The sequence below is a fragment of the Agarilytica rhodophyticola genome (assembly GCF_002157225.2).
GTDB lineage: Bacteria > Pseudomonadota > Gammaproteobacteria > Pseudomonadales > Cellvibrionaceae > Agarilytica > Agarilytica rhodophyticola.
Window position 1 is genome coordinate 4365039 of sequence record NZ_CP020038.1, and the last position, 26991, is coordinate 4392029.

The window sequence follows — 26991 nt, forward strand, 5'->3', positions numbered from 1 at the left end:
ACTGGCGAGTAAATAAAGACTGTAAAAAGACGTTAAAAACAAGATGACATAGAGGGTGTTTATGAAAATCAATAACAAATTTATCTATTCTTCAATTTTTTCGTTTGGCTTAATATTTGGTAGCTTGGTAAATCATATCTATAGTAAAGAATGGAACCAAAACATCCCATCGCTTTCAATGAGTACAAACAGTGAAGTATGTGATGTGGCCGAAATGTCACATACCATAGATACCGAGCCTAAGAATCTTTTTTCAGAAAAAATTAGACAGCCTCTTTCTAATGGTACGACCGATGATTTTTCACATAAAAGTATCGCAGATATTAATTATGAAGAAGCATTAAACAATGCCATGACACTTACATCAGAATACGAACGTTCGAATACTATTGGTAAACTATTAGCAGATTGGGCTTCATTGGATCTCGATGAAGCATTTGAATGGTTGTCGAATCAAAAATATACAGATGAACTTGATCCGTACTTTTACCATCTTATTGCAATATATATCGACAAAGACTTCGACTTGGCCGGAGATCTTATAACAATGCTACCAGGTGGACATAGTAAACGTAGCTTGGCCGACGAATACACATATAAACTTGCTCAAAGCGATCCTTACCTAGCGATAAATTGGTCGGAAAATATTTACGAAAATGATATTCGTCAAAATGTTAAACGTCAATTGCTATATAGCTGGGTGGATTCGGATCCTAGCGAAGTGCTAAATTATGTCTTGTCAGATTCAACTATCTCAAACGAGGTACGAGAACAAGTAGTAAAAACGGCTGCGGCAAGACTTAGTGAAGAGGATCATCACACAGTCATTTCCTCTATCGCACAATATCCACAAGAGATTCGCCCTCAAATTGCTTATGGCCTTATCGAACAATGGATAGGAAAAGACGCAAATGCAGCGCTACATTGGATAGAATCCCTCGAGCGAAGCCCGACTAAAGACCAAGCTATCCAAAGTTATATCAGCTATGGCAACAGCACATCAAATAGAACCGCCACGTTCGCACTCGCCGAAAGTATAGAAAAAGAATCTTCTCGTATAGCTCTGATGTCTCAAGTGTTTGAGCAATGGTATTTTGATGATCCTAATAATGCTGAAAAAGCACTAAGCGACAGTACAAGTTTGAATGAAGAACAGAAAACTTTGTTATTGGGCAAGGCTAGAATAAACAGTAATTTTCTTTAATTTAAGGCATTAGTCGTAGTCCGCTTCTAGACGCAAGTAATAGACGAGAAAACTACCCCAAATATTATATAATCACTGAGGTGGCGCGATAATTATTCTTCATAGTTTTTAATCACTATTTTTTTATTATTGCATGCAAAGTGTTTTTAAGGTATAAATTTAATACCTTAACAAGGCACCTATATCATATTGTTTTACTGTGTAGGCCTAATGGATTTAGTGTTCGACAAAAAGGATTGTTTTGATGCCAAAAAAAATAATTTATGCAACCACGTTAAGGCAACGATCAAGAGTATATCAATCAATTTTACATATCAATGATGAACTTGATAACAAAATTAGATTGACTGAACTATGTGAAATATCAGGTTACTCTCCCTTTCATTTTCAACGGTTATTTTCTAATTTAACAGGCGAAACTTGGTCTGAATATTTAGTTAGAAGCCGGCTATTTCTAGCCGCACAGCGTTTAATCAATACATCTGAGAAAATTTCCGATATTAGTTATTTAGCAGGTTTTGATACACCTGTGGGTTTTAATAAAGCATTTAAAAAGTGCTTTTCTTCAACTCCGTCCTATTATCGTAGTGAGTATATAGGAGAAGATTATCCAAATTTAGCCATTCCGCGAAAACACAAACGACACTCCTATATTACCCCTTCGACACAGTGGCTAGACCAATACCATACTATCTATACTACTGAAGAAGGAAATCTTAATGGTGAGTTTGATAGCGCAATTTGGCAAGCAATGAGCAAACTGAGTAATCTTATTTTTCAGCATCAATATTTAGCACCTCATATCAACACTTGGATAGGCAGTGTCGAGCCTCGTGAATTTTTCTCCGGGAAAAACGCAAAATGTACCATAGCAACTCCTATTCCAAAACACTTAGTAACAAGAGATCTAAAATCACACATTAAAGTATTTCCCGAGGGCTTCTATGCCGTTGTTCCTCATCAAGGAGCTTTTTGCGAGCAAAGCATGCAATGTGTTGTATTTGATTGGCTTGCTCAAAGTCAGTTTGATTTAGATTGGCACAAACCCTTGTTCTATCATATTAAATCATTAAGTTTTAATAATGTTGCCGCCATGCTTAAAGGTAAGCAACATCATAACTCCCAATTGTTTTACCAGTCTGCCGAAATGCAGCTCCTGGAAATTGAAAATGTTTTTATGGACGTTTATGTACCGATCGTCTGTAAAAATAACGAAAAGTTAGATATTCTTCAACGATCAGTACTAGGATAATATTTTGATACTCTTAACTAATGGTATCCAAATTGAATTTCTGAAATAGTATTATGGTAACCACACTCACCTGTTGACCACACATTCAATGGGATTTGTTGTGTATAGGCAATCATTAACATGCTCCAGGTTAATTGTCTCCCCTCTGAAGTGCTATCATTGGTACTCAGTCTGCCCCAATTTCCACCATCGGAACAAGTGTTATTCACGAAGAGCTTGCTAAAAGACACCACAGACCCTGCATAATTTTGCCCGGGGCGAGAATGTATTTTTGTAACATACACATTTTCTAGGAATTCCGGTTGTCCCTGTGCCATAGCAAAGGACGAATAACATAAAGATGCTGCAATAGTTAACACTGAAATTATCTTTTTCATTTGTATTCCTTTAGATTTTTAGTTGAGTAAATGTAACACTGGGTGTAGCCATTCAGGATAAGCACCGAGACTGATAGCCTCCGCACGCTCCCAAATTCTTAAAAAATTCTCGGAAGAATTGTTCAGATGATCAAGATAGGGTTTTGATAACCCAACCATCTCCAAATCCTCTATCAAGTTCGGCAAAAGGCGAACATCACCTAAACCATGAAAGGCAAAGCGATTATGAGTAAAATTAGTTTGCTGACTCTGCTCAAGAGCACTTCCCCAGCAGGCAGCTCGCTTGTCTGTGACACGCGGTAACATTTGATGGATGAAACCATTTAGGTCTGAACCTATGCCCATAGTAAGCCCTTGATCAATGCCATAAGTGAGAGACTGAGCAAAGGAGCGACTGCTACCCTGGCAGTTATTAGCTACATCTTGCGACACTGCTACAGTTTTTTCAGGGCCTGTCCGCAAACCAACCATACCGCCAGTGCGTTTAATCATTTCAATCTCTTCAGGTAAAATATACTTTTCATTACGCCTGGTATCGGGACTAATTACTTCATCAAAATGAGCATGGCTATAGAGCAAGGGATATCGTTGCGCTTTCATAACAATGTTATAAGTGTCACGAATCGCTTTACGAGAGAGGTGAGCAACATCAATTAACATACCTCGCCGCACCATTGCCTGTATTAACTGTCTACCATCTGCGGTCAATCCTAATTCATTTAAATAACGCTTACCGTCACACTTACCTTCATACCCCTGGCTATCATGGCAGGTAAAATCATTTACCGGAGAACTAATATCACTAATTGCTTCAACGATATTGGCAGTAGAAATAAGCTTCGGCATTGGTGCTGCACCAGCAAAACGACTATTGGCCAAATGAGCGGGTTGTAGCACACTCACTCCCCTCTCACGCCAACTATCGAGCTGTGCAATAAAGTCGCCTTGAGGCATAAGCTCGTCTATTTCCACAGCTAAAAGTAACACTAATTTTTCTTGTGCAATGAGGTCACGCGCCTGTTGCGGTGATGTAGCAATACCGACCCAACTGCTATTACGTAAAACAAAACCTTTTACAAATTCTATTTGTCTATCAACAGAAGCCATTTCATTACAATCAAAACGACGTAAATAATTGCGACTGGCCTCACAAAGTAAACGAGATTCAGCCAAGGATACAATCATAATCCGCAGGCCCATTCCACGCTGACCAGAATTTCCTTCCAGCTCACCTCTATGTGCTGATCTTAACCAACCCTCCCACATCTGTTGATGTCCAAGCGAATCCCATGAAGGCCATTTACTGAAATGTGTCGCAGGACAAGTTCCAGGTACTTTGATAATACCTAGGAAATATCGGCATCTGCGTGTATCAAAGCCATTGCGCCCCCCAGGGCCAATATGTACTCCGGTATCTCCGCCTTTAGTGAGTCCGTTATAAGCACCTATAAATTCTCCAACAAATGGGAACCTCGTTGTCGCGTGGTCAGCTACTGGAAAATTACCACTGCAACGATGCATGGCTGATTCCAATGGACCTTCGACATTACCCCAGAACCAACCGCCGCCAAAACTTAATTCTGCAGCTAAGTGGGCATGCATATCGATAAACCCTTCGGCAGGCAATGATTGTCCTGAGTTGGAGCTACTGCCACTCCCGCTACTTCCAGATACACAATTATTAGGATCTTGCTCCTGCGGACAAATGGCATAGATACACATTGAAAAAAATAAAACTGTGCTAGAAAAGACAATAGCTACAATATTTTTTTTCATTTTTGTATTATTTAATATCATTATCGAGTACCTGGTTAGTTCGCCGGAGAGGAAGCGTCTTGAGAAAGTAGGACAATAATCGAACCGTTGTTGCGATTGACACATTTAATCAATCGGCCATACTGATCTCCCCAACAAATTCGGTCGTTAGTACCATCGAACATCAGACCATGGATTGCAGTATCCTCAGTATCGACAATAGCAACTTGATTAGAAAAATGACCATGCTGATCAAGTTCAGCTTGATAAATCGTAGTATTTTCCAAGTAGAATGTCTGACCAGAGTTAGCATCTGTAATAGAATAAGGCTTATCAAAAGATGAAGGCATATCTCTCAAATCAGCTCCATCTATATTTACACGCTTGAACGTTTCTTCTTGAGCACTAGTCCAATAAAGGAAAGTACCGGCGGGATCCGCAGCAACACCGTAAGGAGTAGTTAAATTGGATAAAAGGCTCGTTACTCGAGCACCGTCAGTATTACTACTTTTTAGTTTGCCTGCGTTATAATCAACCCAAAAGAATTTCGGTGATACTCCTGATGTCCATGTATAACGATCATAAAAGGTTGTATTTGATGAGGGCTTACAGCCACTCACACTTTGGTTTGGCGGACATAGTCCCCAAGAAAACTTCGAGCCACCTAGTAATAGAATAAAAAATATTAGAGGTTGAATAACTTTAAATACGTTTTTCATAATTATCCTTAACAAAAAGAAAACCTAATATTTGGATAGATAATACCTAGCAACGTGAATCGTTAGGATTCAGGGAACAGTATGTTAACAAAGGCGTCGCCCCTACATTGCGACCACGGCAGCCCTGCGAAGATGAGCCTTCCCGGCCAACTATAAAAAATGGCCAATCAATGTACTGAGGCTTAAGCTCGCGAGAATACGATGTGTCAGTCAGAACTCGATAACATTTGTCATCTGCATGTAAAGTATAATAATCTGCATGTCCCACATCATTCCAAGACAAGAACAACTCTTCACCATCGCTGTCATAGCTCGCTTGCACCGTAATGCTTTCGTTATCGCTACTAACTTGAGCTTGATGCCTATTAATAATAGTTATTGGTTTATCTGATGACGCATGTGGTGTGATGCTCAACTTTGTGGTAATTTCGAATGGATAATAAATAAGTTGAGCATGTCCATTTTTCAGTGACTCGATAGTAGAGTAATTTACAAAATCGCTTCCTATACCAATTTCGGTAGTGACGGTTGCATCTCTCAAAATATCTGGATTAATTACAATTGCTAGATCTTTAATATTTCCAAACTCCGCACCATAACATGCGTGAGTACCATCAATATCTACACAATACTCTTTGCCCTGATAAAAAGAAGGTTTACGTTCTAAATTAAATACTCCAATGGGTTTATCGTACAACGGCAATCCAGATATTTCAGAGGGGTCACTCTGTCCTGCACCTGGGGTCTTAAGAGTAAAACTATCGATTAAGGAATCTTTTGTAATTTTACCTGTTAACTCAATCTCACCAGCAAACTTCATCGGTAGCGGACGATTCTCCTCACCTGAGGAAATAAAGGATGTAATAAATCCGGCGACCCCAGCGATACCAGGAATAAAATTAGCAAACGAAGATCCGAGTAAAGAAAGAACATGTTTTGCGTACCAAGAGTCGGGGTTTTTATTCACATCATCACGTAGACTATCCTTGGCGGACTGTACCTCTTTAAAAAATCTAGCACCTTTATCGATGGCCTTTTTAGTATCATACCGACCATTTACTTGACCGGAATTTAATATCTGGGAAAGCGTTAAATCCCCTTCAAGTTGGACATCTGATTCTTCTACACCATAAATCTTGAATCTTAACGATGCATCCGTTGCTAAATTCTTCTGGAACCCCAGTATAGTAAAATCAACATAAGACCAGGCTCTACTCTGGGTTTGATGAGCAGCAGATAGAATCAGGTTCTGATCAAAACCTTCTAAAAAATAGTCTTTCCTTCCAAAGCTAAATAAGGCAGCTCGTTTGCCATTATATAACTGCTCGATTGTCGCAATAGCGTAGCTAAAATTACTTTCACTAGTATTATAATAAATCACGCGCAGCGTACCGCGAAATCTATTATATAGAATAAACTTAGGGAACTTTATTTTTCGTTTTTCAGTACCAAAATCACGATAGAGAAGCACCCACCCTTCTTCTGGCTTAATATCCGTATTTGCTTTTTTATTTAGTATACTGGCAGGGCCCTCGTTAATTTTATAAGGTAAGGAAACAATTGTTGGTGTTGTAGCCCCCTTTATAAATAGTTCATATGGTTGATCAGCTGTCCAATCCCAATCAGGATCAAGGTTAGGATCATTAGGGTCAGTAATTCTGTAATTACTAAAATCCTCAGAAATACGAATGGGAGCAACAGGCTCACCGACAAATATCCATTGGGATGCGTTGGTCAGTACAGACAGGAAAAGCAAAAAAGATACTAATAGTGAGATTTTAAACTTTATCATTCAATACTCCCTTTTATTTTTGTATATTCCGAAATCGGAGACTGTATACATAAGGTAAAGGTAATTGTCTTGAACGAGGTATTCCTGTAGTGCTATTTTAGAGAATATTTTTATGAAGGCCCGGCAATAAGTAGATTCATATATCTAAAAAACCTGGTGGCCAAAAGGGGTTAAATTGCGCCAAAACTATAGGATGATATATCATGACTGCGATAGTGAGTTAATTCTGTATTAGAAAAGATGTCGGGAATATTTATTTAATAAGAAGTGGTCTATTCAACAATAGACCACGTATAAGAAAAAGCAATAAAACTATAAGACTGTTATAACCACCAGCATAAGAAATTCTGATACTGGGTCATTGTTCTATTAAATGCTAGAGCTGCGTCTTCATTTTCATATAAACAATACGTCTTGTTTCATCTGAATTGGACTGCACATCATGAGATGTTATAGCGAAGTTTAATCTAAACCTTTCAAACATTAATAATAGATAGATCTAAGATTACATTACTCTAATCTATATTTACAAACTCCCATAATAATTCAATAAAGACCATATTGCTCAATAAGATTCTATAATTTTTTAATATCATTAACCAATGAATAATTTTCAAAATAAAGATCACTATAAAATTAATTTTTCTTATTGAAAAAATCAATTTATGATGTTTTAGTGGCCCAATTAGTATTCTAATATTTATATTGATCACTATACGTAAAGTAAAGATTATTTTCGTAAGGTTTTGTAAGCTGAGGGCAAGGTATTTGCAAAAAAACTTATAACAATTAAAATGTAGCTTTTGATTTATCTTATCATTGTGTATAAGGCTTCCAGAATTATCTTTTATTTTAATATATATGACATTAGCATTTAAACTATTTTTTGTAAAAAAATAATCATATGAAATCGAATAAGAAGAAATACAAGTACTATTAAAGTTAGAGAAATTATCTTCACAAATATTTAAGAGTAGTAATGCAAGACAATATAAAAAAAGAACATTTTTCATTTTCGTTTCTCCTGTAGATGGAGCTAACAGATTAGAAAAATATTTATACTCAGCCAGTATACCTGTAGTGTATCTGTAGTGTATCTGTAGTGTATCTGTAGTGTATCTGTAGTGTATTTAGATCATTTTTTTCGCAACCGAACAAAAAAAGACCAGCACTGCAAATTTAATAATCGAAATTAGAGTTTATTACATAGTAGCCTCTATGGATAATGAAGATCATTTTTAAAAGATTAGAGATTAATGAACCAATATTACGCAATGTTAAGATAGGCCATTATTTGACATCGTAGGATCACACGAGAGCAATACAAAGAATATTAGATAATTATAAGAAGTCGTTAGATCTGAAGAAATTAATTTTGTTTTGATTGAAAGGTGTTTTTAGCATGATCCAAAGCTTTTGCTACAAATAATGTATTAGGATGATCCTTACCCAGAAGCGCCGTAAAAGATTTAAGAGCTATTTGGTATTCATTTATAGATTTTTGATAATCGCCTTTGAGAAGATAAATTTTACCCATATTATTGCGAGTTGTAGCAACACTCGGATGAATTTCCCCAAACGCTTTGGTAAAAATTAATAGCGATTTTTTAATTAGCTCAATGGCTTTATCATATTCTTCTTTTTTTATCCAGACCTCCGCAATATTATTTTTTGCTCTTGCAACGGCAGGGTGTTCTTCACCAAAAGTTTCTATATCATTATTTAAAGCAAATTTATAATATTCGAACGCTTTGTCATAATTTCCTTTTGCCATCCAAACAGATGCAATATTATTATATAGAATAGAAACGTCGGGATGATTACTCGTCAGAACTTTAAGACGTATAGTTAGTGATTTCTCATAATAATAAAGTGCTTCATCATAGTCTTTCTTATAAAATAAAGAAACCCCCATATTGCCATATTGATACGCGACCGAAGGATGTTGATCGCTCCATAAAGCAATATTAATATTCAAAGCATTAGAATAATACTCTATAGCTTCGTCATACTTTCCAAGTTTGTCATATATGACACCCGTATTATTATATATACTCGCAATCTGCTCGTGGCTTTCCCCAAGAATATCTCGGCTTTCTGCTAGAGCTTCTTGATAATACTTAAGTGCTTTGGTGTATTCTCCTTTTTGTTCTAACGCAAGACCTATATTGTTGCGATATGCATTAATTTCAACCTTTGTCCGATTTTTTATTTTTTGTGCTGTTTCTATTGCAAGGCTGTAGTTTCTTATAGCCTTATCATATTTACCTAATGCAAGGAAACATTCGCCTAAACCATTATAAATTCTTGATTTAAGATCCCAATCTATAATATCTGACTCTTCAATTTTTTTTATTCCTTTTGCGAAATATCCCAGTGACTCGATGTAATCACCAAGCAGATGTGCTACAACACCTGCTTCATATAAATATCGCTCGTTATCTGGATGAAAAATCACCGCTTGCTTAAAATTCTTATAAGCAGACTTATATTGTAAGTCCAACTTGTAAAAACCGCCTAATTCAAAACTTGTATCAGCTAGCTGTTGACTCTGCATTTTTTGCTTTTTAATAAGTAACTTCTTTACCAATTCAAAATCATATTCATCTTTCGCTTTGATTAGTTGTTTCGTTAAATCTTTATCAGAATCCAATAAACGAATACGGTCAGATAGAACGTCGACTTGTTTAAGTAAATCTTGTGTATACTCTGTCGCTAAAATTAACTTCTCCTTATTCCCCAAACTTTCGCGTCTTTCTTTTTTTCTAAAATTGGACAAATAGTAATCAATGCGACTTTCTAAATTTTTTAGCTTTACTTCATAATCTTTAATTTGAGATAAATGTTTAGGATTACCACGAATATTAATAACACCTTGATTAACTTCAATAGTCACAGGCACTCCCTCGATATTTAAGATACCTAGGTTAACATAACTATTTTCACAGCCTGCTATACTCGGACAAGAATTTTCATATGAAACAGGTAAAACCAAAGGCGTTGCAGACAAAAAACACACACTAACAACAAATTTCAACTTGGTGTATTTTTTACTATTTTGCTTTTTCAATTTTTACTACGCCTTTATTATAATTAATAAATATCTCGTTTTTTGGCAGTTCAAAATCGTTTTCTATAATACTTCTCGGGTCATCTCTAGTGCTCACATTGTAAAAGTACATAATCAAAATGAGAGCACCGACAAGAGTAATCAAAGTAAAAAAACACAGGGATATTAAGTTCGATTTACTTAGGCTGTTAAAAAAAATATAGGCTAAACTAGGTTCCGAGAAGCCTGTTGAGGCTCTTGAATTTTCGTCACTCTCTTCTGGCTTCTTATTATTTTTTTCACTTATAGTTGATGAAGATACAGATAATCTTTCAGTGTTATTGATTACATCTGTGCTCCCTTTTTTTATAGAACATCGGATTTCCCGCCAATGAGACCAAGAATCTTCAAAAGCATCATGCCACTTCTGTGAAATAGCTTCCTGTTGGCACTGTTCATAGATAAACGCTAACCATGCATCGCGATTAGCACCGCTGGGTATTATATTTTTTGACCCCCACCTTTTTAAAGTATCTTCCGATAAACCATTAACCGCAGGTGAAATTTCCTCCAAAGCATTTACTATTTCGCAGTAACTCCAGCCACCAATATTTTTCGCCGCACGAAATAATTCACTCGGTGGGATTTTTTTATAGTTATCAAAAGGAGGGGGAGACTTCAGCTTCCTTGTATTTTTACATAAAGTCCTATTCATGAAATTTACCCTAATAGAAATCTACATTTTCTATTTTATTTTATGATTCTTATCATTTAAATTAACCATAAAAATATATAGCCATATTTTTATTACTATATATATTCTATGCCAATGATTATGATTTTGTGATGTTACAAACGTCATTTTTTATACCATTAGATTAGAAAAAAACAACTTTTTTATAAAAATTTGGTGCGTTCACTCTCGTATTAAGTCACATGGCATAAGCAATATGAAACGTAACAGGTCAAACTCTTTCTTATAAAAAGCTTTAACAACCAAATTAAAAAACGACAAAATAAAAATTTTGACGATTTTTTAAATCCTATAAATGTGAAGACAGAGGGTTTTCCGCGACTCGTAATGGAGACTAGGGCCTGTTCACACTAATGGAATCGCACCTGCTGGTAAGCATTTTTTCGACTAGCTAGGCAACACAAACGCCGTTTAGTTATTCTAAATAAGTGCGTGTTAACAACGCTAGGCGGAAAAATGCTACCAGCCCTTGGCAGTTGCTCCTGCACTGCCCTAATACACCACATCCATGTGGCTATTCGGGTTTGCACTCAAAGGCGCTACTCTGCGTTACTCATCGCTCATTTAGAGCGACTAAACTACACTCTTCGCGCCTTGATTAGCACTTTTGAGTGCAAACAGGAGCGGTTAAATTAGTGTGAACAGGCCCTAGGTTACTTCTCTATTTGATGACGATATCATTATAGCTAAGCTGCAATGAGAGAAACCTTTAACACTAGATAATACGACAGTGCAAGCACAAAGACGTATAACAAGATGGCTTTAAGTTATCTTTAATATGAAGCTATTATTATGTGTAATTATTTATAATAACTTTAATTGAATGTAAGAATTAGCAACTTTGGAAATCGCACCTACCAACTTTAAGTACTGGTCGTCCAGCTTATCAGCCCACTAAAAATATATTACTCCACACCAAATCGTAAGACTATCCCTTTTATACTCCAGTTTAAGGTTGTACCTGCAGCAGCAACTAGGATAGCCAGCGACCCAAATATTTGAATAGTATTTAAAGTATTATCAAAAGCAAGCCAGTCAACTATGACAGCAACTACAGGATAAATAAACGATATAGCACCTATGAGGGCAGTAGGTATTTTTTGAATGGCACTATATAAAAATAGACACATTAATCCTGTATGCACAAACCCAATGGTAGCTAATAGCAGCCATGAAACTAAAGGTATTTCCGACCAAGCATCCACGGGTGCTAGGGGGAAAAGAACTAAAGCACCAATAAAAAGCTGGAATGCTACAATAATATGAGGTGGGGTATCCTTTAACTTTTTAGTAATTGCTGCACATACGGCATAACAAAATGCTGCCAAAAGTGCAAATAACACACCTACTATATAGTTACTATTAGCATTGAGAGTATCTTTGCTCTGCTTTCCCGTGATAATTAAAACTGCGCCAATAAAAGCTAACACCAGCCATAAAACTTTATTTAAACCAATTTTTTCTCCAAAAAAAAGAAAACCAAATGCTATAAGTATAAATGGTTCAACATGGTAGACGATTGTCGCGATAGAAATTGATGATAGAGAGTAGGCCTTAAACAAAAATAGCCAATTAAAAGCCAAGGCAATGCCACCAATACCTAAGTAAGTTAAAAGCCGCTTATCAAAGCGAATAGTTTTATGTAATCCTTTAGTAAAACACACTATTGCCATGAACATGGCACCCAAAAAACACCGCCAGAAAACAACCATCTGGGGATCCTGTTTAGACATTACAACAAAGTAACCAACAGTTCCAGCGATAACCATAGAGGCGGTCATCTCAAGGCTGCCTTTAAAGTTGTCGTTTTTTGTCATCATACGCGAAAGCCCTTATTAAAAAGCTATTATTACCGAATTGCTGATAGAAAAAAAACTAATTTTCTATACCAGTTTAAACAAGAATGGGAATGAATTGACATGAACTGTTTGCTTTTCATTGGGCACGTAGGAAAACGCGTCACCATCTACAAGTTGTTTACCCGTCTGATTAAATATTTGGGTGCTCACTTTCACACGATTTTGAGGAATCTTCTCCAATACTTTAAGTTTTATTTCGATAACATCACCTATTTTAATAGGGCTTAAAAACTTTAAGTTTTGTGATAAGTAAACACTTCCTGGGCCAGGTAAGCTACATGATAGCGCGGCGCTTATGATTGCACCACTTAGCATTCCATGGGCGATCCGTTCACCAAATATTGTATCTCTAGCGTATTTCTCATCCAAATGGATGGGATTCATATCTCCAGAAACTGTCGAGAACAAGTCTATATCTTGCTCGATAACTTCCCTGTATAAAGTGATCTCTTCATCAACATAAAGTTCGTCAAAAGGTGTGCTTTCAAGTATATACATTTAATAGCCTTTTAGTCCTATTTGACATTCAAACGTGAATAACTTTACCCGGATTCAGGATATTTTTAGGATCTAGCGCTAGCTTAATTTTTTTCATTAGGTCGACTGAGACGTCACCTAATTCTTTATTTAGAAAGTTAATTTTATGCATGCCTACGCCATGCTCTCCTGTACATGTTCCCTCAAAGTCAATAGCTCGCATAACTAGATTGTTATTTAACTCTTCAGCAATTAACTTCTCTTCTTCATTTTCCGGGTCGATCAAATACCCGAAATGAAAGTTCCCGTCTCCTACATGTCCGACCAGAAAATAAGGTATTCCCGAAGAATTAACTTCTTCAATAGATGCTAATAAACACTCCGCTAATCGATCTATTGGCACACAAGTATCAGTGCTAACCGACCTTGCATTTTTCTTCGAGGCTATCGCAGCATAATAAGCATTATGCCTAGCTTGCCATAGCTTATTTCTTTCATTAGCATCTGTTGCCCAAGTAAATTCTGAACCTCCGTATTCCGATACAATAGTAGACACCTTATCAACTTGCTCCTCAATATAGCTTTGTGAACCATGAAACTCCATTAGTAGTTTCGGGCATTCACTTAAAGATAAATTACTGTACTTGTTTACCAAAGACATGGTATGACCATCGATAAGCTCTACTTTCGCGATAGGCACACTTTCCTGTATAATTTTTATTACTGACAAAATCGCCGCTTGTATGTTTTGAAATGAGCAGATAGCTGCAGATATTATCTCAGGTATTGGATAGAGCTTTATAGTTATCTCGGTTATTATACCGAGAGTCCCTTCACTGCCAACAATGAGATGAGTTAAGTCGTAGCCTGCGCTAGTTTTCTTTGCTTTAGATCCTGTTTTGGCAATAAGTCCCTCACTCGTTACGACTTCTAAAGCAAGCACATTCTCTTTCATTGTGCCATATTTTACAGCGTTGGTGCCGCTCGCCCCTGTTGCACACATACCACCAATACTGGCATTGACACCCGGACCAATAGGAAAACATACCCCTAACTCTTCGAGAGCTTTGTCCAATTGATTACGGGTAACCCCCGGCTGCACCGTCGCTGTGAACGAACTGGGGCATACTTCGATAATTTGATTCATTTTACTCATATTGATAGTAATGCCGCCTTTGATCGCCAGTACATGTCCTTCTACAGATGTGCCTTCGCCAAAAGGTATCACAGGAAGCTCAAATCGATTAGCAATTCGAACAATATCACTTACTTGTTTACTATCTACCGGAAATACCACCAGGTCCGGAAGTGAAATATGCACATATGGCGACTGGTCTTGACCATGATTTTTCCTTACTTCATTATCATCAAAGCATTCAATATCAAGTTCATTAAATGCTTGTATAAGCGTATTTATAAGTGCGTTATTCATTCGACTTTTCTGCCTAAGTGATGATTAAGTTGAGAGACCGCCATCTACGGGGATAACCTGACCGGTCATATATTTACAAGATTTAGAACCCAGAAAAACAGCGATATTTGCAATTTCGCTTACCGAGCCAAATCTGTCCATAGGTATAGTTTCGATTATCCTCTCTCGCGTTATTTCTGGCATCTTATCCGTCATATCTGTTTTGATAAAACCAGGCGCTAATACGTTTATGTTAACCCCCCGTGATGCATATTCCTTCGCCAAAGCTCGAGTTAAACCTGTGATACCAGATTTACTAGCCGCATAATTAACTTGGCCTGGAACACCAATAACTCCCGAAACTGAGGCAATATTGACAATACTTCCCTCGCTTTCAAGTAAGTACTCCATCGCTCTTTGGCAGTGGTTAAATACACTGGAGAGGTTAGTATCTACAACCACCGTCCAATCTTCCCAGGACATTTTTTTAAAGGCACAGTCGCGATTGATGCCAGCGTTATTAATTAACAAATCTAAACGACCAAAATGCTGTATATGCTGGTCTATGGCATTACCAATACTATCACGATCTGCTACATCACACTGGATAGGTAAAATGGCATCACCGTGAAGCTCATGAACTTCACGGGCCTCGCTTACGCTCGTCTTATAGGTAAACGTGACGCAGTAACCTGCTGCAACTAACTTGGTTACGATTTCTCTACCAATACCTCTGCTTCCACCTGAAACAAAAGCACATTTTACTTTTTCGTTCGACATAAAGCGGCTCTCTATATTACCCATTAATTCTTTCAACTAAATAAACTCTATCCACTCGTTCGGAGCTTGCTTTCTTAAACGATGAATATCAGATAGTTTTCTGTAAAATCTAGTAGCCATATCGAATTTTCCAAACTCAATCATCTCCTTTCCAACTACAATATTTTTTATTGATGTTATCTGTGCAGTCGTACCGGTCACAAAAGCTTCCTTGAGCTTGCCATTGCTCGCATCAGTTATTATTTCCGAGATAGATATCTTGCATTCCATTACTCGCACATTATCTCTATAGGCTAACTGCATTACAGAATCACGTGTGATACCTGCTAAAATTGAATCATTAAGTGCCGGCGTTTTGATATGATCATCATATACAAAGAAAATATTACTAGAACTTAGCTCTTCAACATATTGATTCTCTATTGCATCGAGCCATAACACTTGATGGAAATTTTCTTGTAGAGCGACTTCGTGAGATAAAATAGTCCCGGCATAGTTTCCAATCGCTTTTACCGATCCTGTGCCGCCCCTCGCGGCTCTGCTGTATTTACTTTCTACCTTAACGTTTATAGCCGTGGTCTCTGAAAAATACGATCCACTGCTACAGGCGATAACAATAAATTTGAAATTCCGAGATCGCCCAAAAAACCCAAGGGATGGTTCAGTGGCAATCACGAACGGACGTAAATATAAGCTACCTTCTTCGGTTGCCGGTACCGAAATTATATCTGCTGTAACAAGTTTTTTTAACGCTCCAATAAAAGTTGCCGTCGGTAATTCTGGTATCGCTAGTCGGCGGCATGAATTCTGAAATCTACGTGCATGATCTTTTGCTCTAAATACAAAAACTTTCCCATCTTCAGAGCTATATGCTTTCACTCCTTCAAAGGCTCCCTGAGCATAGTGAAAAACCTGAGCGCTTGGCGCGATACTTATATTTTGGTAAGGTTTTAGTACTGTATCGCCCCACCCTTCCTTCGCCCGCCATTCAATTTCTATCATATGTTCAGTCATAGACTGCCCGAATCTTTTCGGAATCAATTTTGTCATCAATATGAACTCCAATTTTAACCGCAATTAAGGATACTTACGGTGCCTGATACCTACGACATTTTTGTTGCTGATAGCCGAGACCATTAATACTTGTTTTAACGATATCTCCAGGCTTTAAAAAATCAATTGAATTATTACCAAGTGAAATTCCCTCTGGGCTTCCAGTTAATATCACATCACCAGGAAAAAGCTGCATAAATTGTGATACGTAGTAAACAATATAATCAACGCTAAATTGCATATCACTGGTATTACTCAATTGGCGGCTTATACCATTCACCTCACAACCAATAGCTAAACACTGAGGATTATCTATTTCATCTTTTAGAACGACATAGGGCCCTAAGGGACAAAAGCTAGGAAATGACTTTCCCTTAACCCATTCACCTTCCCTTTTAAGAAGCCAGTGCCGGTCTGAAATATCATTAGCAACACAATAACCAAGAATCGCTTGTCTCGATTTTTCAGGTGAGTTAAGCATATGAGTAGGCTTCCCAATAACAACACCAAGTTCCACCTCCCAATCAACCTCTTTTGCATTATCAGGTATCAGAAGATCATCATACGCCCCGCACACAGCGCCAATAGATTTACTTGAAATTATCGGCTCGCTGGGCAAAGGCATATCAGCAGCTATTGCATGCTTTTTATAATTTAAGCCAATACATAAAATTTGTCTTGGCGTAACCGGTGACAGGAATTTACAATCAGCTCTATTTAAAACTGGATATTTTTTATAGTGGTTGTTGAATCGTTCTTTTACATTAGCAATATAACAAAGTGACTCAGCTTCCCATTCAGCCACGATATCTTTTACATTCCTGAGCTGCGAATCTGAGTCGATGATGCACGGCACCTTGTCTCCTTCATAGAGAACTGATGCTATTCTCATAACGCCGACTCTAATTCTTCGTCCATATACTTTAAAAAAAATGCTTCTTCTGCATCACTTAATGATCTTGGCTTAGATCGCTCATAGCAATAAGGTGCCATAGTTGTTACTGCCGAAGTACATATACTTCCTTCGTCATGAATAGTGTAAGCAATGGTTACGGTGGACGCTGATATACCACTTACCCAAATTAAGATATCAACTGGCTCATGTTTATGTCGCAGAGGTTTGAGATACTTTATACTGTGAGAAACCACCACGGAACCGCGATCAAAAAATGCATCACCTTCCTTGCTTGAAAGGCCCCAAATAAAATCTACTCGTGCCTCTTCCAATAACCGCATGATTGAAACATTGTTAACAACACCATATATATCCATATCAGACCAACGTACTGGGCATTTGAATAAATGTTTGTTCATAAGCTCTCCTCAAGTAATTTAGTTCGAGAAGATTTTGCAAAATCGGTAAATACTCTTTGATATTCTGGATAGCAAATAGGAGATTTAAATAAGTCCTCGTCATAACCGAATGCTTCTATGATCTCGTCTACTTTCGGTAATAGTTCAGAGCATAATCCATCCATCTGCTTATTTATTGACATTAATAAATTCTTAGATAACTTGCCGCTATCAATATACCACCCAATGTCTTTCTGAATAACGTATAACCCAAAGAGATTCGCAAGAGCCTTTATGAGGTTTTGGGATTCGACAGATTCACTTTTCCAGTTAATCATTGTTTCGATAGCGACTCGATATCCCCATAATTTTGACAGATGAATAGCATCGTTGGAAATCGAATTCCACTCATCAAAGAAAGTACCATTAAAGGAAAGTCTATGTTCAGAAATCTCTTTAATTAAATTTTTTTCTCTTAAAGCAATTAGCCCGGTGATAGACTCGGGTGTAAAAGAGTCGTACTTATCACCATTATCGTAAACTTGCGATCCAGGAGTGTATTCCATATTTACCAATTGAGCCGCTACAGTCGCGATCAGTACTTGGTTATCTCCCTCAGCAGTAACCAAGCCTTGTAACAATGAAATATACTCAGTAATTCTGTTGACGCTAAATATACCCTGAGCACCACAGCGTTCGCGACAGCTTATAATCACGTCGGTCATTTCCCATGTTACTAAGGCCTTAGTCAAATTAATCTGGCTGGTCAATTCTGAATCAATGTCACCATCAATACTTAAGAACCGACTTTTCCCATTATTGGTTAAGGCCGACATTGCATATATCTTAGCAAGGTTAATAAACATTTCACGCTGGTATGGCAAGAAATTTATGATTGCCGTATCCTGCCCACCGGGAGCATTGGTAAGCCGGTGTTGAGCAAATTTAAGCGCGATGTAGCAACTCGCTTTACCCCCACCCAGCGCAGCACTTGATACACATAAACGCCCCGGCATAATCCTCGACATTGACTTTAAGAACCTAGCTCTGACATTTTTAATTTTCGCAACAAATTCTCCATTCTCATTGATTTCAGCGATTTCTCCAAAAAGTGCTTGATTCAAACTAATTTTTATATGATTAAAACTCGTTAAACCATTATCCAAGCCTTGAACAGGTTTTTCAGGACACGGTATCGCCGTTATACCTTCACATAGCCCATCGAGATCTGATATGCGAACTGCAAACGGGAAAACGCCATAATCTTTATCCTTAATAATTAATCGGGCCATCACAACAGCGATTTTAGGTATATGACTAAAGCCACTATAGGACATATATTTTTGTGAAAGCTGATCAGGAGTATTAAGATAAAAACACTTTTCCTCGTGATCATAAACTGCCTGTGTTTTAAGGGCAGCAACATTGTTACCATATCCAAGTTCTGTAGCCATATAAGGCCCGAAGGAGGATAAACTGTCAAGCTCTTCAACGAAATCTGCCACCCCTTTATTTTTGAGTGCGTGATCAAAGAAAGTGCCCATTGTCAAATTATAGTGAACCATAATAATAGAAAAGCATGATACATCCAAAAGACCGGCCCATTCTGCCAAAGCGAAAAGTCGATCTGGATTCGCTAAAACATCTAAGGGGGATTCTATTTCTTTATGAATAAAACGGCTTCTCTCATAAGATAACTCACCTGATTGAGTAAGATTAAGCCCTTCTCTTCTTTCAAATATTTCATTTCGAAGTAATGTAAGCAGATCTTGGTGATTTTTTTCGAAGCTGTTGTTGTATATAAAATTCTTTAAAAAATCTTTTGATTGTATGTCCATACTCTGTTCTCTACTAGAATCTTTAACATGAAAATAGGAGCGACGCGTTCTGGCCACCAAACCCGAAAGAATTACTCAAACCGAGCTTAATTGCTTTCTCTCTTGACTCTCCACTTATAACATCAAGACTAATATTACTGTCTAGTTTTTTAAGGTTTGCGGTTACCGGTAGTGTATTATCCCGTATGGCAAGCAAGGTATAGATTGCTTCTATTGCTCCGCCAGCGCCCAGTAAATGCCCGGTAACTCCTTTTGTGGAACTTACCGAAATATTATCACCAAAGATTTTTTTTATTGCTTGACTTTCAGTGACATCGTTTCCTATCGTTGATGTCCCATGGGCATTAACGTATCCCACGTCTGAAGCACTGCAACAAGCGTCCTTTAGTGCCGCTAGCATGGCTGTATTTGCTCCTTTTCCTTCAGGGTGTGGCGTTGTTACATGATAAGCATCAGCTGAAAAGCCATAGCCTTGTAGGTACCCTTTTATATCTGCGTCTCTTCTTTTTGCATGTTCTAGTGATTCAAGGACGAAGATACCTGCGCCTTCTCCAATGACAAAACCATCTCGATCACAATCAAAAGGTCTTGACGCAATAGTTGGATCAGGATTTGGACTTAAAGTTTTCATCCTCGCAAAGGAAGATACGTAAAATGGCGTTACTGCTGCCTCAGCGCCTCCGGCGATCACCACATCAGCGATTCCATTGTTAATTAAGTACTTTCCTAAACCTATAGCAGTAGCACCCGATGCACACGCACTACAAGGTGAAAAACATGGGCCATAAGCTTTAATTTCGATGGCGACTTGTCCGGCTGCCATATTCAATAACCCCATTGGCAGCGTAAGAGGCGAAAGATCATCGGCACCACCTTCGAGCATAGCCTGATGCTGTTCCTCAAGAGTTTCTGTCCCACCAGCACCTGAACCGATAAGAACTGCAACACGGGTAGGATCAGTCCAGGAGTCCGAATCTAAGCCTGCATTGTCAAGCGCTTCGAGAGTTGCTATTTGAGCAAACTTGGCATAGTTATCCCAAAACCAAGGTTTACTAATTTTGGTATCTAGTGCATCAAAACCTTTTACACGGCACGAAATATTTACGGGACAATTATCCAAGATAGGGTCGAAATTTGCCTGAGTTTTTCCAGCCAATACCGTTTTCCAGTTTTCTTTAAGATTATTGCCCGCGGGAGTAATAATCCCTAAACCTGTAATGGCAACTTGATTACCATTCACGACAACTTACCACTAACAAATAAAACGATATCTTTTAAAGTAGAAATAGATTCCATATCATTATCAGTAATCCTTATTCCGTATTTCTTCTTTATTGCTTGAGCTAGATCAAGCTGAGAGAGCGAATCAAAACCGATAGCTTCTAGTGTTTCATTGTCACTTACAGCACTAAGATCCATCTTAAATCGCGCCTTAATAATTTCTTTCAAATCGTCTAGTGAAAACATAATTTCCTCACAATGTTATGTTGATAATAATATAATTAATCCCATTCCTTTGGCAGAGAACTCAAAGCGGGCCAACTAATTACAGTTGATCCCCATGAGAAACCTGCTCCAAAAGCACTAACAAGCAAATTATCACCGGGCTTTAATAATCCACGTTGTGTATAGTCATTTAATAGTAACGGTATCGATGCTGCTAATGTATTACCATGATCGATAATGTTGCTCGCGATTTTTTCCTCTGGAAAATTTAATGTATAAGCGACTGTCTGTAATATTCGAATATTCGCCTGGTGCCCGATCATCCAATTAATTTTAGTTATATCCATTTTGTTTTTTTCTAAAGCCGCAGCCGCTGAATCAGCCATACGTGCTACAGCATTTTCATAGACCGTCCCACCTTCCATACTGAGATAATAATCTGCAGGCTGAGCACACTTTCCTGCGCTATCTCTTACTCGCTGCCTCGCTCCGCCAGCGGGCGTACACAAAGCGTCACTTAAAGCACCGTCTGATCCCAAATCAAAGCCTCCTATGGCTCCGGGTTCACCCGTATCTCCTTTCTGAATAACCAAAGCACCGGCGCCATCACCAAAAATCGGATAGGTATCAGGATCAGTGGTATTTACAAACTTAGTAAACGCTTCTGAACCAATAAGTAATATTGTTTCAGCGATGCCGCACTCGATATAACTTTTTGCTGTCGCCAATCCATATACAAATCCTGAGCATGCCGCTGAAATATCATATGCTGCAACACCTCTTAGGCCCAGGGTATTTGCGACTTCCGGCGCAACCGCTGGACATAGCCTTTCAGGGGAAGTAGTTGCGACCAACACCAAGTCAATGGAATGTAAGGCAGATGATTCAATAGCTCTAGCTCCTGCCTTAACAGCCAGATCTAAAGTTGATATATCTCCATCCACCACCCTCCTACTTTTTATTCCTGTTCTTTGAAAAATCCACTGAGTATCTACATCTAATACACCTGCGATATGCTCATTAGTTACAACTTTTGGTGGGACACATGCCCCAATTCCCCGCACCACCGCTATCATATGTAGCCCCTTCTTGATATCAAGATATTTAGCATTTACTTATTTAAGCTATTTTTACTTTCCATCATACCTATATGTTAATCGCATAGTTTCATTATTGTGTTACGCCGTACTGCCCATTAGCGCCTTCTTTTTCTCTAATAACTCAATCAACTCTTGAATATTTTTGGGGCCAAGTAATTCTATCCGAGGGATATCGATCTCAAGTTCCTCCATCAGTAATATAGTAACCTCCATTCGTTCAATGGAATTCAGACCAATTTCTTTTAGACTATCCGTTACATTAATATCTACATCTTCGAATTTTGGTACAACGTTTTTAATTGTTTCCTTAACCATCACAAATATTTTGTCTTTATTCATTTCATTAAGTCCTCAGTCCTCTAAATACTTTTTAACCACGATCGAAACTCGTAAGCTATATGAACGCCATAACCTAAGTTATCTATATCTTTATTCCTGTATCCCTCCACCACATCAACAATTTTTGCCCCTTCTTGTTGATGCATACGCAATATCGGATCTCTTGAGTGGCCAAACTTATTATTATTTTTAGCGTATTCTAGGTAATCCCCTTTACTCGCTCGATACATAGCACAACGAGAAATACCAACCACTTTTCTAATGCCTTCTTTAACAAAATTATTTAAAATACCAAATGAAAGTAACTCTTTTGCTAGAACTCCATCTTGTTGTGATGGGTCAACTTGCAAGCTTATTAATTGACAAATTTTTCCCTTATTATCATGATAGGTTTCAACAGAGTCATATTTCATATGTTGTAAATCTCCTTCCCGATTAATTCGCTGTGTGTATAAAGCACCCACAAGATGAGTTTCATCGTTAACTTCCTTAAAAGCTAAATATATTCCATGTGCATATTGAGATAGCCGTTTCTTCAAATTTTCTCTGCTAGCTCTAAGGTTTTCAGGGAGACTCACATCTTCCAAATAAACGAGCGCGTCTATGTCACCTTCTAGCGCAGTTCTTATTAAGAAATCTTTTTTAAAAAAATGCTGCTGGCTAATTCGACAATAAGGTAATGAGTGCGGATATTTTATAAATGATACTTTATCGACAAACAGCCCAGCATTAGCGGCCGCCAGTAAGTAGGCATTAGCACTTACTAGATATTGGTTTGAAAAGCCATGAAGCGCATCAAAATGAAGACTTTCTGTTTCTTCTAAATATTTGTTTACAGTCGAGGGAGACAAGGAAAAGACTTCTAATGTTAAAAGTCCGTGCTTACCTACACAATCAGACCAATTTTTAAAATTTTCATTGAGGTTTTTAACTATTGATGTGTTAGAAACAGCATTGCCTTCATCATCAGCATAAACATCATCATGTGAGTCCGTAGTACTAAGGCCCTCTTTTTTTACTAAATTTTTATTTAAGGGGCAATTATGATCAAGAAAAGTCCTCATATGTAGCAACTCATTTTTATCAAACCCCTGCAGTGATAGATTCGCTATAAGGGATCTCGGATCAATGATATTTCCTGTGCACAAGTAGTTGGGAATATCATCTAAGTTTCTAGCCGTTATATTTAGAGCAGGTTTGTTTAAATCAACGCCAATTAATGTTAGCTTTTTATCTCGCCTAGTCTTTATATCAATCGTATTATAACTACTTTTTAGTAAGGTGCCATCACCACACCCCATATCAACTAAACCAAGCACGTCCACATCAGAACGATTAATATATTCTTTTATATGGCCAATAAAATCTTTGAAGAAAACTTCATGCTGAGCACCGGATCCAATAACATTAAGTTCACGGGTTACATGTGTCTCCTCGTCTAGTCTTTGAAAAAGATTATTCACATCATGAAATAGTAGTTGTTCTATTTTTGCGAGTAATGGTCTATAAGATAGAGTAACACCTGCATTTTTAATACTCCCCCAAAGTGCTCTTCCAAGATCTGTTGTCACATATTCTTCTATACTAGACCCTCGCTGAAGAAGACCACAAAGTACCAGTAAGTGAATAATATTTTCACGATGTTTGGCACTAATGTGTGATATAGCGCGATTTATCTCAGGCATATCGGTCGTTGAGCTTAAAACATATAAAACCGGAAGTGCTATTGCACCAGCGGCTATACAATCGAAACTATTGAAAAAATCATTCTCGTATTCAGCTTCCTTTAAATAGTCAAGATAGCGAGGAAGATGTAAGTTATCAAAAAAATCTTCCATAGACATTCCGCGCTCGCCTAGACAATCCTCAAAAGGAATATCGTAAAACCCAACAAAACCACCTAAAAACTTATTAGGTTGTGGGAGTTTTTCTGTGATTTTGATCGCTTCTGTTTCTCTACAAACCCACCCTAATGACTCAAATAGTCTTAAGGCTATATTAAAATACCCTGAGTTTGCTCCTTGAGCTTTAATGATTTCAAGTTCTTTTTTTCCTAGTGAAATATCTTTAAATACGTTGTGTTCAACAAATGACGCTACGACAGGCAAAATGACATAAGCATGCATATATCGATTTAAAATAAAGGACATTAGACACTAACCTCAAATTGATAATGATTAATACGTCACACAATACTGAAGATATCGCAAGTTATTAAGCCGGGTTCATGTATCTAGTTGCAAAAAAACTCTATAAAAACATCTTCGAATAAGGAAACCAAATTTTTATATTTGAAGTGGTTACAACAACACCTTTTCTTCACCTATAGGGTGTAATTTCAGATGATCTCCACGGATATCATTTACAAATTTACTAAGTATTTCACGGCAGCCCATCTCCAAAAACTCATTTACACCTCTATCAAGCATGTATTCAATTGATTGTGTCCATTTAACAGGGCTAGTCATTTGTTCAGCCAAAGTTATTTTCAAAGAATCTACACTATAAGGCATTGCTTCTTTGTTCGAAATTACGGGAACCGATAACTCTGAAAATTCAAATTCTCGTAGATACTGATAAAATACTTCTTTCGGATTTAGCATGAAACGTGAATGAAATGCACCACTAGTTTTTAGTGGTACAAAATAAGCACCTCTTTTTTCTAAAGGTTTCATAGCAAGATTAATTTGTTCAACTAATCCAGATATCACAATTTGTTTAGGTGAGTTGTAGTTCGCAATATCAATAGAATCTAGTCCGTGGTCAAATAGACAACTTAGTATATCCTGTTCTCCAAGGTTAATTACAGCGGCCATTGCTCCTTGAGTTACCTCGGACATTAATTCGCCTCGCCTTTTAACTATTTTTAGAGCTTCGGTAAAACTCATCGCACCTGCGGCGTAAAGAGCGTTAAACTCACCAAGGCTGTGACCAGAAAAGTAGTTGGCTTGCATACCATTGATTTGTATATGTCTCATGTAAGACAATGCATTTACAACAAATACTGCAGGCTGAGTAAATTCAGTTTTATTAAGCTTCTCTCCTCCTTCTATACAAAGAGACTTAATACAATATCCCAAAACTTCACTTGCAATATTTGTATAATGAGAAAAGTCGTCAAATAGATCTTCTCCCATGCCGTCAAATTGAGAACCCTGACCAGGAAACAAGTATGCTTTCATAAAACCCTCTCACACCTATCATTCGTAAAAAACCATCAAAAATAGATCTTCTATAAGATCGAACTTAAAGACTGAGCTTAATATTTTATTACTATGCTAGTGTAGTTTTATTTCAAACCTCATCCACATAATTTATTTTTTTTAATTTATATTTCCAAAAAAATCATCGAAAACACTAACATATTATTTTTGACTAATAGATCAACTAGAAAAAGTGATACTCCTAGTTATATTTTCACAGAGATAATTTTCAACATTATTTAAATCACTAACACGAGCAAGTCAATTCATGACCAAAAGCATTTAATGCTATAGAAAGCACCAACACAAACTAGCCAACGGCCAAAGCTTTAAAAACTTCGAAAAAAATTTCCAAAACAAAAAAACATTGCATTCAGAAAGAAAGCACAACCTTTTTTTGACTAACTGTCTATAATTATATAATTCGATAAGATGAGATAAGTCGATAATACTCTAATAATTTTTGATGATATATATTTTCAGATGTCAAAGGTTTAAAAACATAACTACTTTATACTTTGAAAAAATTGAAAACATAACAAAAAAATAATTGCCACCAAATAAATTTGGTATTAAACCCCATAAAAATCATATACATATACAACGCTTTCGTTATTGCCAACATCTACGCTCTGAAGAAATCGTTATTTCATTTACAAGACATTCTAATTTTCGTTTTGCTTTAAGGACATCAATGGATTATATAGCTACTTCGACAAAGAGATAAAATTTAGAAGCAATAAGTGACAAAAGCATCCTCGTCTCATCATTAAAGTTTTTTCCGTTCTATTTTTGATGAGGCACCGCCCAGTGAATTTATACTAGAAAATTAGTAGTTGGCAAAAGCATGTTATTAATTTCGACGCATCTTCTGTCGTAATATTTTGGAATATGGCATCACCACAGTCATAAATAAGAAGATCAACAGATTAACCCATCAAGTATCTTGAGGTTTATAAATATATAAGGTCAGCTTCTTGACACCTAGATAATCATAAATCATCTAAGGCATTTATTGTACATATGCATCAAGCTGTAGCCTCAGAGATAATGATGATTGCATATAAGAAAGAAGATATGGAAATCTCTATAATATTGATAAGGCTTTGATATTAGTGTGAGCTAGAGAACGATTAGTTTTATATTTATCTATGTATAAGTACATATAATCTATGTCGCGAGTACTTATTTATCCAGGTGCGCAACTTTAATTTCAGTATCCACTAGCATTTATGTCTGATATACCTTTGCCAAAAAAGGAGGCACACCAAGAACACCTCGAAAAATAAA

At 37.2% G+C, this 26991-nt stretch carries 22 protein-coding genes; 2 read left to right on the forward strand and 20 right to left on the reverse strand.

Going from position 1 to position 26991, the window contains the following annotated elements; translation table 11 throughout:
* Positions 1 to 61: 61 nt before the first annotated feature.
* Positions 62 to 1204, forward strand: coding sequence for a hypothetical protein (locus BVC89_RS18275; protein WP_086932575.1), 1143 nt, complete (start codon positions 62 to 64; stop codon positions 1202 to 1204).
* Positions 1205 to 1448: 244 nt separating this feature from the next.
* Positions 1449 to 2456: a helix-turn-helix domain-containing protein gene (locus BVC89_RS18280; RefSeq protein ID WP_086932576.1), complete on the forward strand. Its 1008-nt coding sequence runs from the start codon at positions 1449 to 1451 to the stop codon at positions 2454 to 2456.
* 17 nt (positions 2457 to 2473) lie between these two features.
* Here the strand turns inward: BVC89_RS18280 and BVC89_RS18285 are convergent, their stop codons facing one another.
* The 20 genes from BVC89_RS18285 to fabD form a co-directional block, all read right to left on the reverse strand.
* Positions 2474 to 2833, reverse strand: a complete 360-nt coding sequence (locus BVC89_RS18285) for a hypothetical protein (RefSeq protein WP_086932577.1) — start codon at positions 2831 to 2833, stop codon at positions 2474 to 2476.
* Positions 2834 to 2851: 18 nt separating this feature from the next.
* Complete coding sequence (locus tag BVC89_RS18290; protein ID WP_158658017.1) at positions 2852 to 4630, reverse strand: membrane dipeptidase; 1779 nt, start codon at positions 4628 to 4630, stop codon at positions 2852 to 2854.
* A gap of 14 nt (positions 4631 to 4644) precedes the next feature.
* Positions 4645 to 5307 (reverse strand): hypothetical protein, encoded by a 663-nt coding sequence (locus tag BVC89_RS18295; RefSeq protein ID WP_086932579.1) that lies wholly within the window; start codon positions 5305 to 5307, stop codon positions 4645 to 4647.
* Positions 5308 to 5353: 46 nt separating this feature from the next.
* A complete protein-coding gene (locus BVC89_RS18300) occupies positions 5354 to 7099 on the reverse strand; it encodes a hypothetical protein (protein ID WP_086932580.1) in 1746 nt (581 codons plus the stop codon).
* 1369 nt (positions 7100 to 8468) lie between these two features.
* On the reverse strand, positions 8469 to 10169 hold the full coding sequence (locus BVC89_RS18310; RefSeq protein ID WP_086932582.1) for a tetratricopeptide repeat protein: 1701 nt from the start codon (positions 10167 to 10169) through the stop codon (positions 8469 to 8471).
* Positions 10153 to 10863: a hypothetical protein gene (locus BVC89_RS18315; protein WP_086932583.1), complete on the reverse strand. Its 711-nt coding sequence runs from the start codon at positions 10861 to 10863 to the stop codon at positions 10153 to 10155. The genes BVC89_RS18310 and BVC89_RS18315 overlap by 17 nt, the downstream gene beginning before the upstream one ends.
* Positions 10864 to 11807: 944 nt before the next feature.
* A complete protein-coding gene (locus BVC89_RS18320) occupies positions 11808 to 12722 on the reverse strand; it encodes a DMT family transporter (protein WP_216825004.1) in 915 nt (304 codons plus the stop codon).
* Between the two features lie 63 nt (positions 12723 to 12785).
* The gene (locus BVC89_RS18325) at positions 12786 to 13259 is read right to left on the reverse strand and encodes a MaoC family dehydratase (protein WP_086932584.1); all 474 of its coding nucleotides are present in this window, start codon (positions 13257 to 13259) and stop codon (positions 12786 to 12788) included.
* A gap of 28 nt (positions 13260 to 13287) precedes the next feature.
* Entirely contained in the window at positions 13288 to 14670 is a 1383-nt protein-coding gene (locus tag BVC89_RS18330) for an FAD-binding oxidoreductase (RefSeq protein ID WP_086932585.1), read from the reverse strand.
* A 24-nt stretch (positions 14671 to 14694) separates the two neighbouring features.
* Positions 14695 to 15429, reverse strand: coding sequence for a 3-oxoacyl-ACP reductase FabG (gene fabG / locus BVC89_RS18335; RefSeq protein ID WP_158658018.1), 735 nt, complete (start codon positions 15427 to 15429; stop codon positions 14695 to 14697).
* Positions 15430 to 15465: 36 nt separating this feature from the next.
* Positions 15466 to 16479: a branched-chain amino acid aminotransferase gene (locus BVC89_RS18340; protein WP_086932587.1), complete on the reverse strand. Its 1014-nt coding sequence runs from the start codon at positions 16477 to 16479 to the stop codon at positions 15466 to 15468.
* 37 nt (positions 16480 to 16516) lie between these two features.
* Complete coding sequence (locus BVC89_RS18345; RefSeq protein WP_086932588.1) at positions 16517 to 17374, reverse strand: fumarylacetoacetate hydrolase family protein; 858 nt, start codon at positions 17372 to 17374, stop codon at positions 16517 to 16519.
* Entirely contained in the window at positions 17371 to 17796 is a 426-nt protein-coding gene (locus tag BVC89_RS18350; RefSeq protein ID WP_086932589.1) for an acyl-CoA thioesterase, read from the reverse strand. Before BVC89_RS18350 ends, BVC89_RS18345 begins: the two co-directional genes overlap by 4 nt.
* Positions 17793 to 19613, reverse strand: coding sequence for an acyl-CoA dehydrogenase family protein (locus tag BVC89_RS18355; RefSeq protein ID WP_086932590.1), 1821 nt, complete (start codon positions 19611 to 19613; stop codon positions 17793 to 17795). Before BVC89_RS18355 ends, BVC89_RS18350 begins: the two co-directional genes overlap by 4 nt.
* A 22-nt stretch (positions 19614 to 19635) precedes the next feature.
* A complete protein-coding gene (locus BVC89_RS18360) occupies positions 19636 to 20853 on the reverse strand; it encodes a beta-ketoacyl-[acyl-carrier-protein] synthase family protein (protein WP_173780736.1) in 1218 nt (405 codons plus the stop codon).
* Positions 20850 to 21080 (reverse strand): acyl carrier protein, encoded by a 231-nt coding sequence (locus BVC89_RS18365; RefSeq protein WP_086932591.1) that lies wholly within the window; start codon positions 21078 to 21080, stop codon positions 20850 to 20852. The genes BVC89_RS18360 and BVC89_RS18365 overlap by 4 nt, the downstream gene beginning before the upstream one ends.
* 35 nt (positions 21081 to 21115) lie before the next feature.
* On the reverse strand, positions 21116 to 22135 hold the full coding sequence (locus tag BVC89_RS18370; RefSeq protein ID WP_086932592.1) for a beta-ketoacyl-ACP synthase III: 1020 nt from the start codon (positions 22133 to 22135) through the stop codon (positions 21116 to 21118).
* Positions 22136 to 22237: 102 nt separating this feature from the next.
* On the reverse strand, positions 22238 to 22498 hold the full coding sequence (locus BVC89_RS18375; protein WP_086932593.1) for a phosphopantetheine-binding protein: 261 nt from the start codon (positions 22496 to 22498) through the stop codon (positions 22238 to 22240).
* A gap of 20 nt (positions 22499 to 22518) precedes the next feature.
* Positions 22519 to 24648 (reverse strand): AprA-related methyltransferase, encoded by a 2130-nt coding sequence (locus BVC89_RS18380; RefSeq protein WP_086932594.1) that lies wholly within the window; start codon positions 24646 to 24648, stop codon positions 22519 to 22521.
* Between the two features lie 150 nt (positions 24649 to 24798).
* Positions 24799 to 25680 carry an ACP S-malonyltransferase gene (fabD, locus tag BVC89_RS18385; RefSeq protein WP_086932595.1) on the reverse strand — a complete coding sequence of 294 codons (882 nt, stop codon included), beginning with the start codon at positions 25678 to 25680 and terminating at the stop codon, positions 24799 to 24801.
* Positions 25681 to 26991 lie beyond the last annotated feature (1311 nt).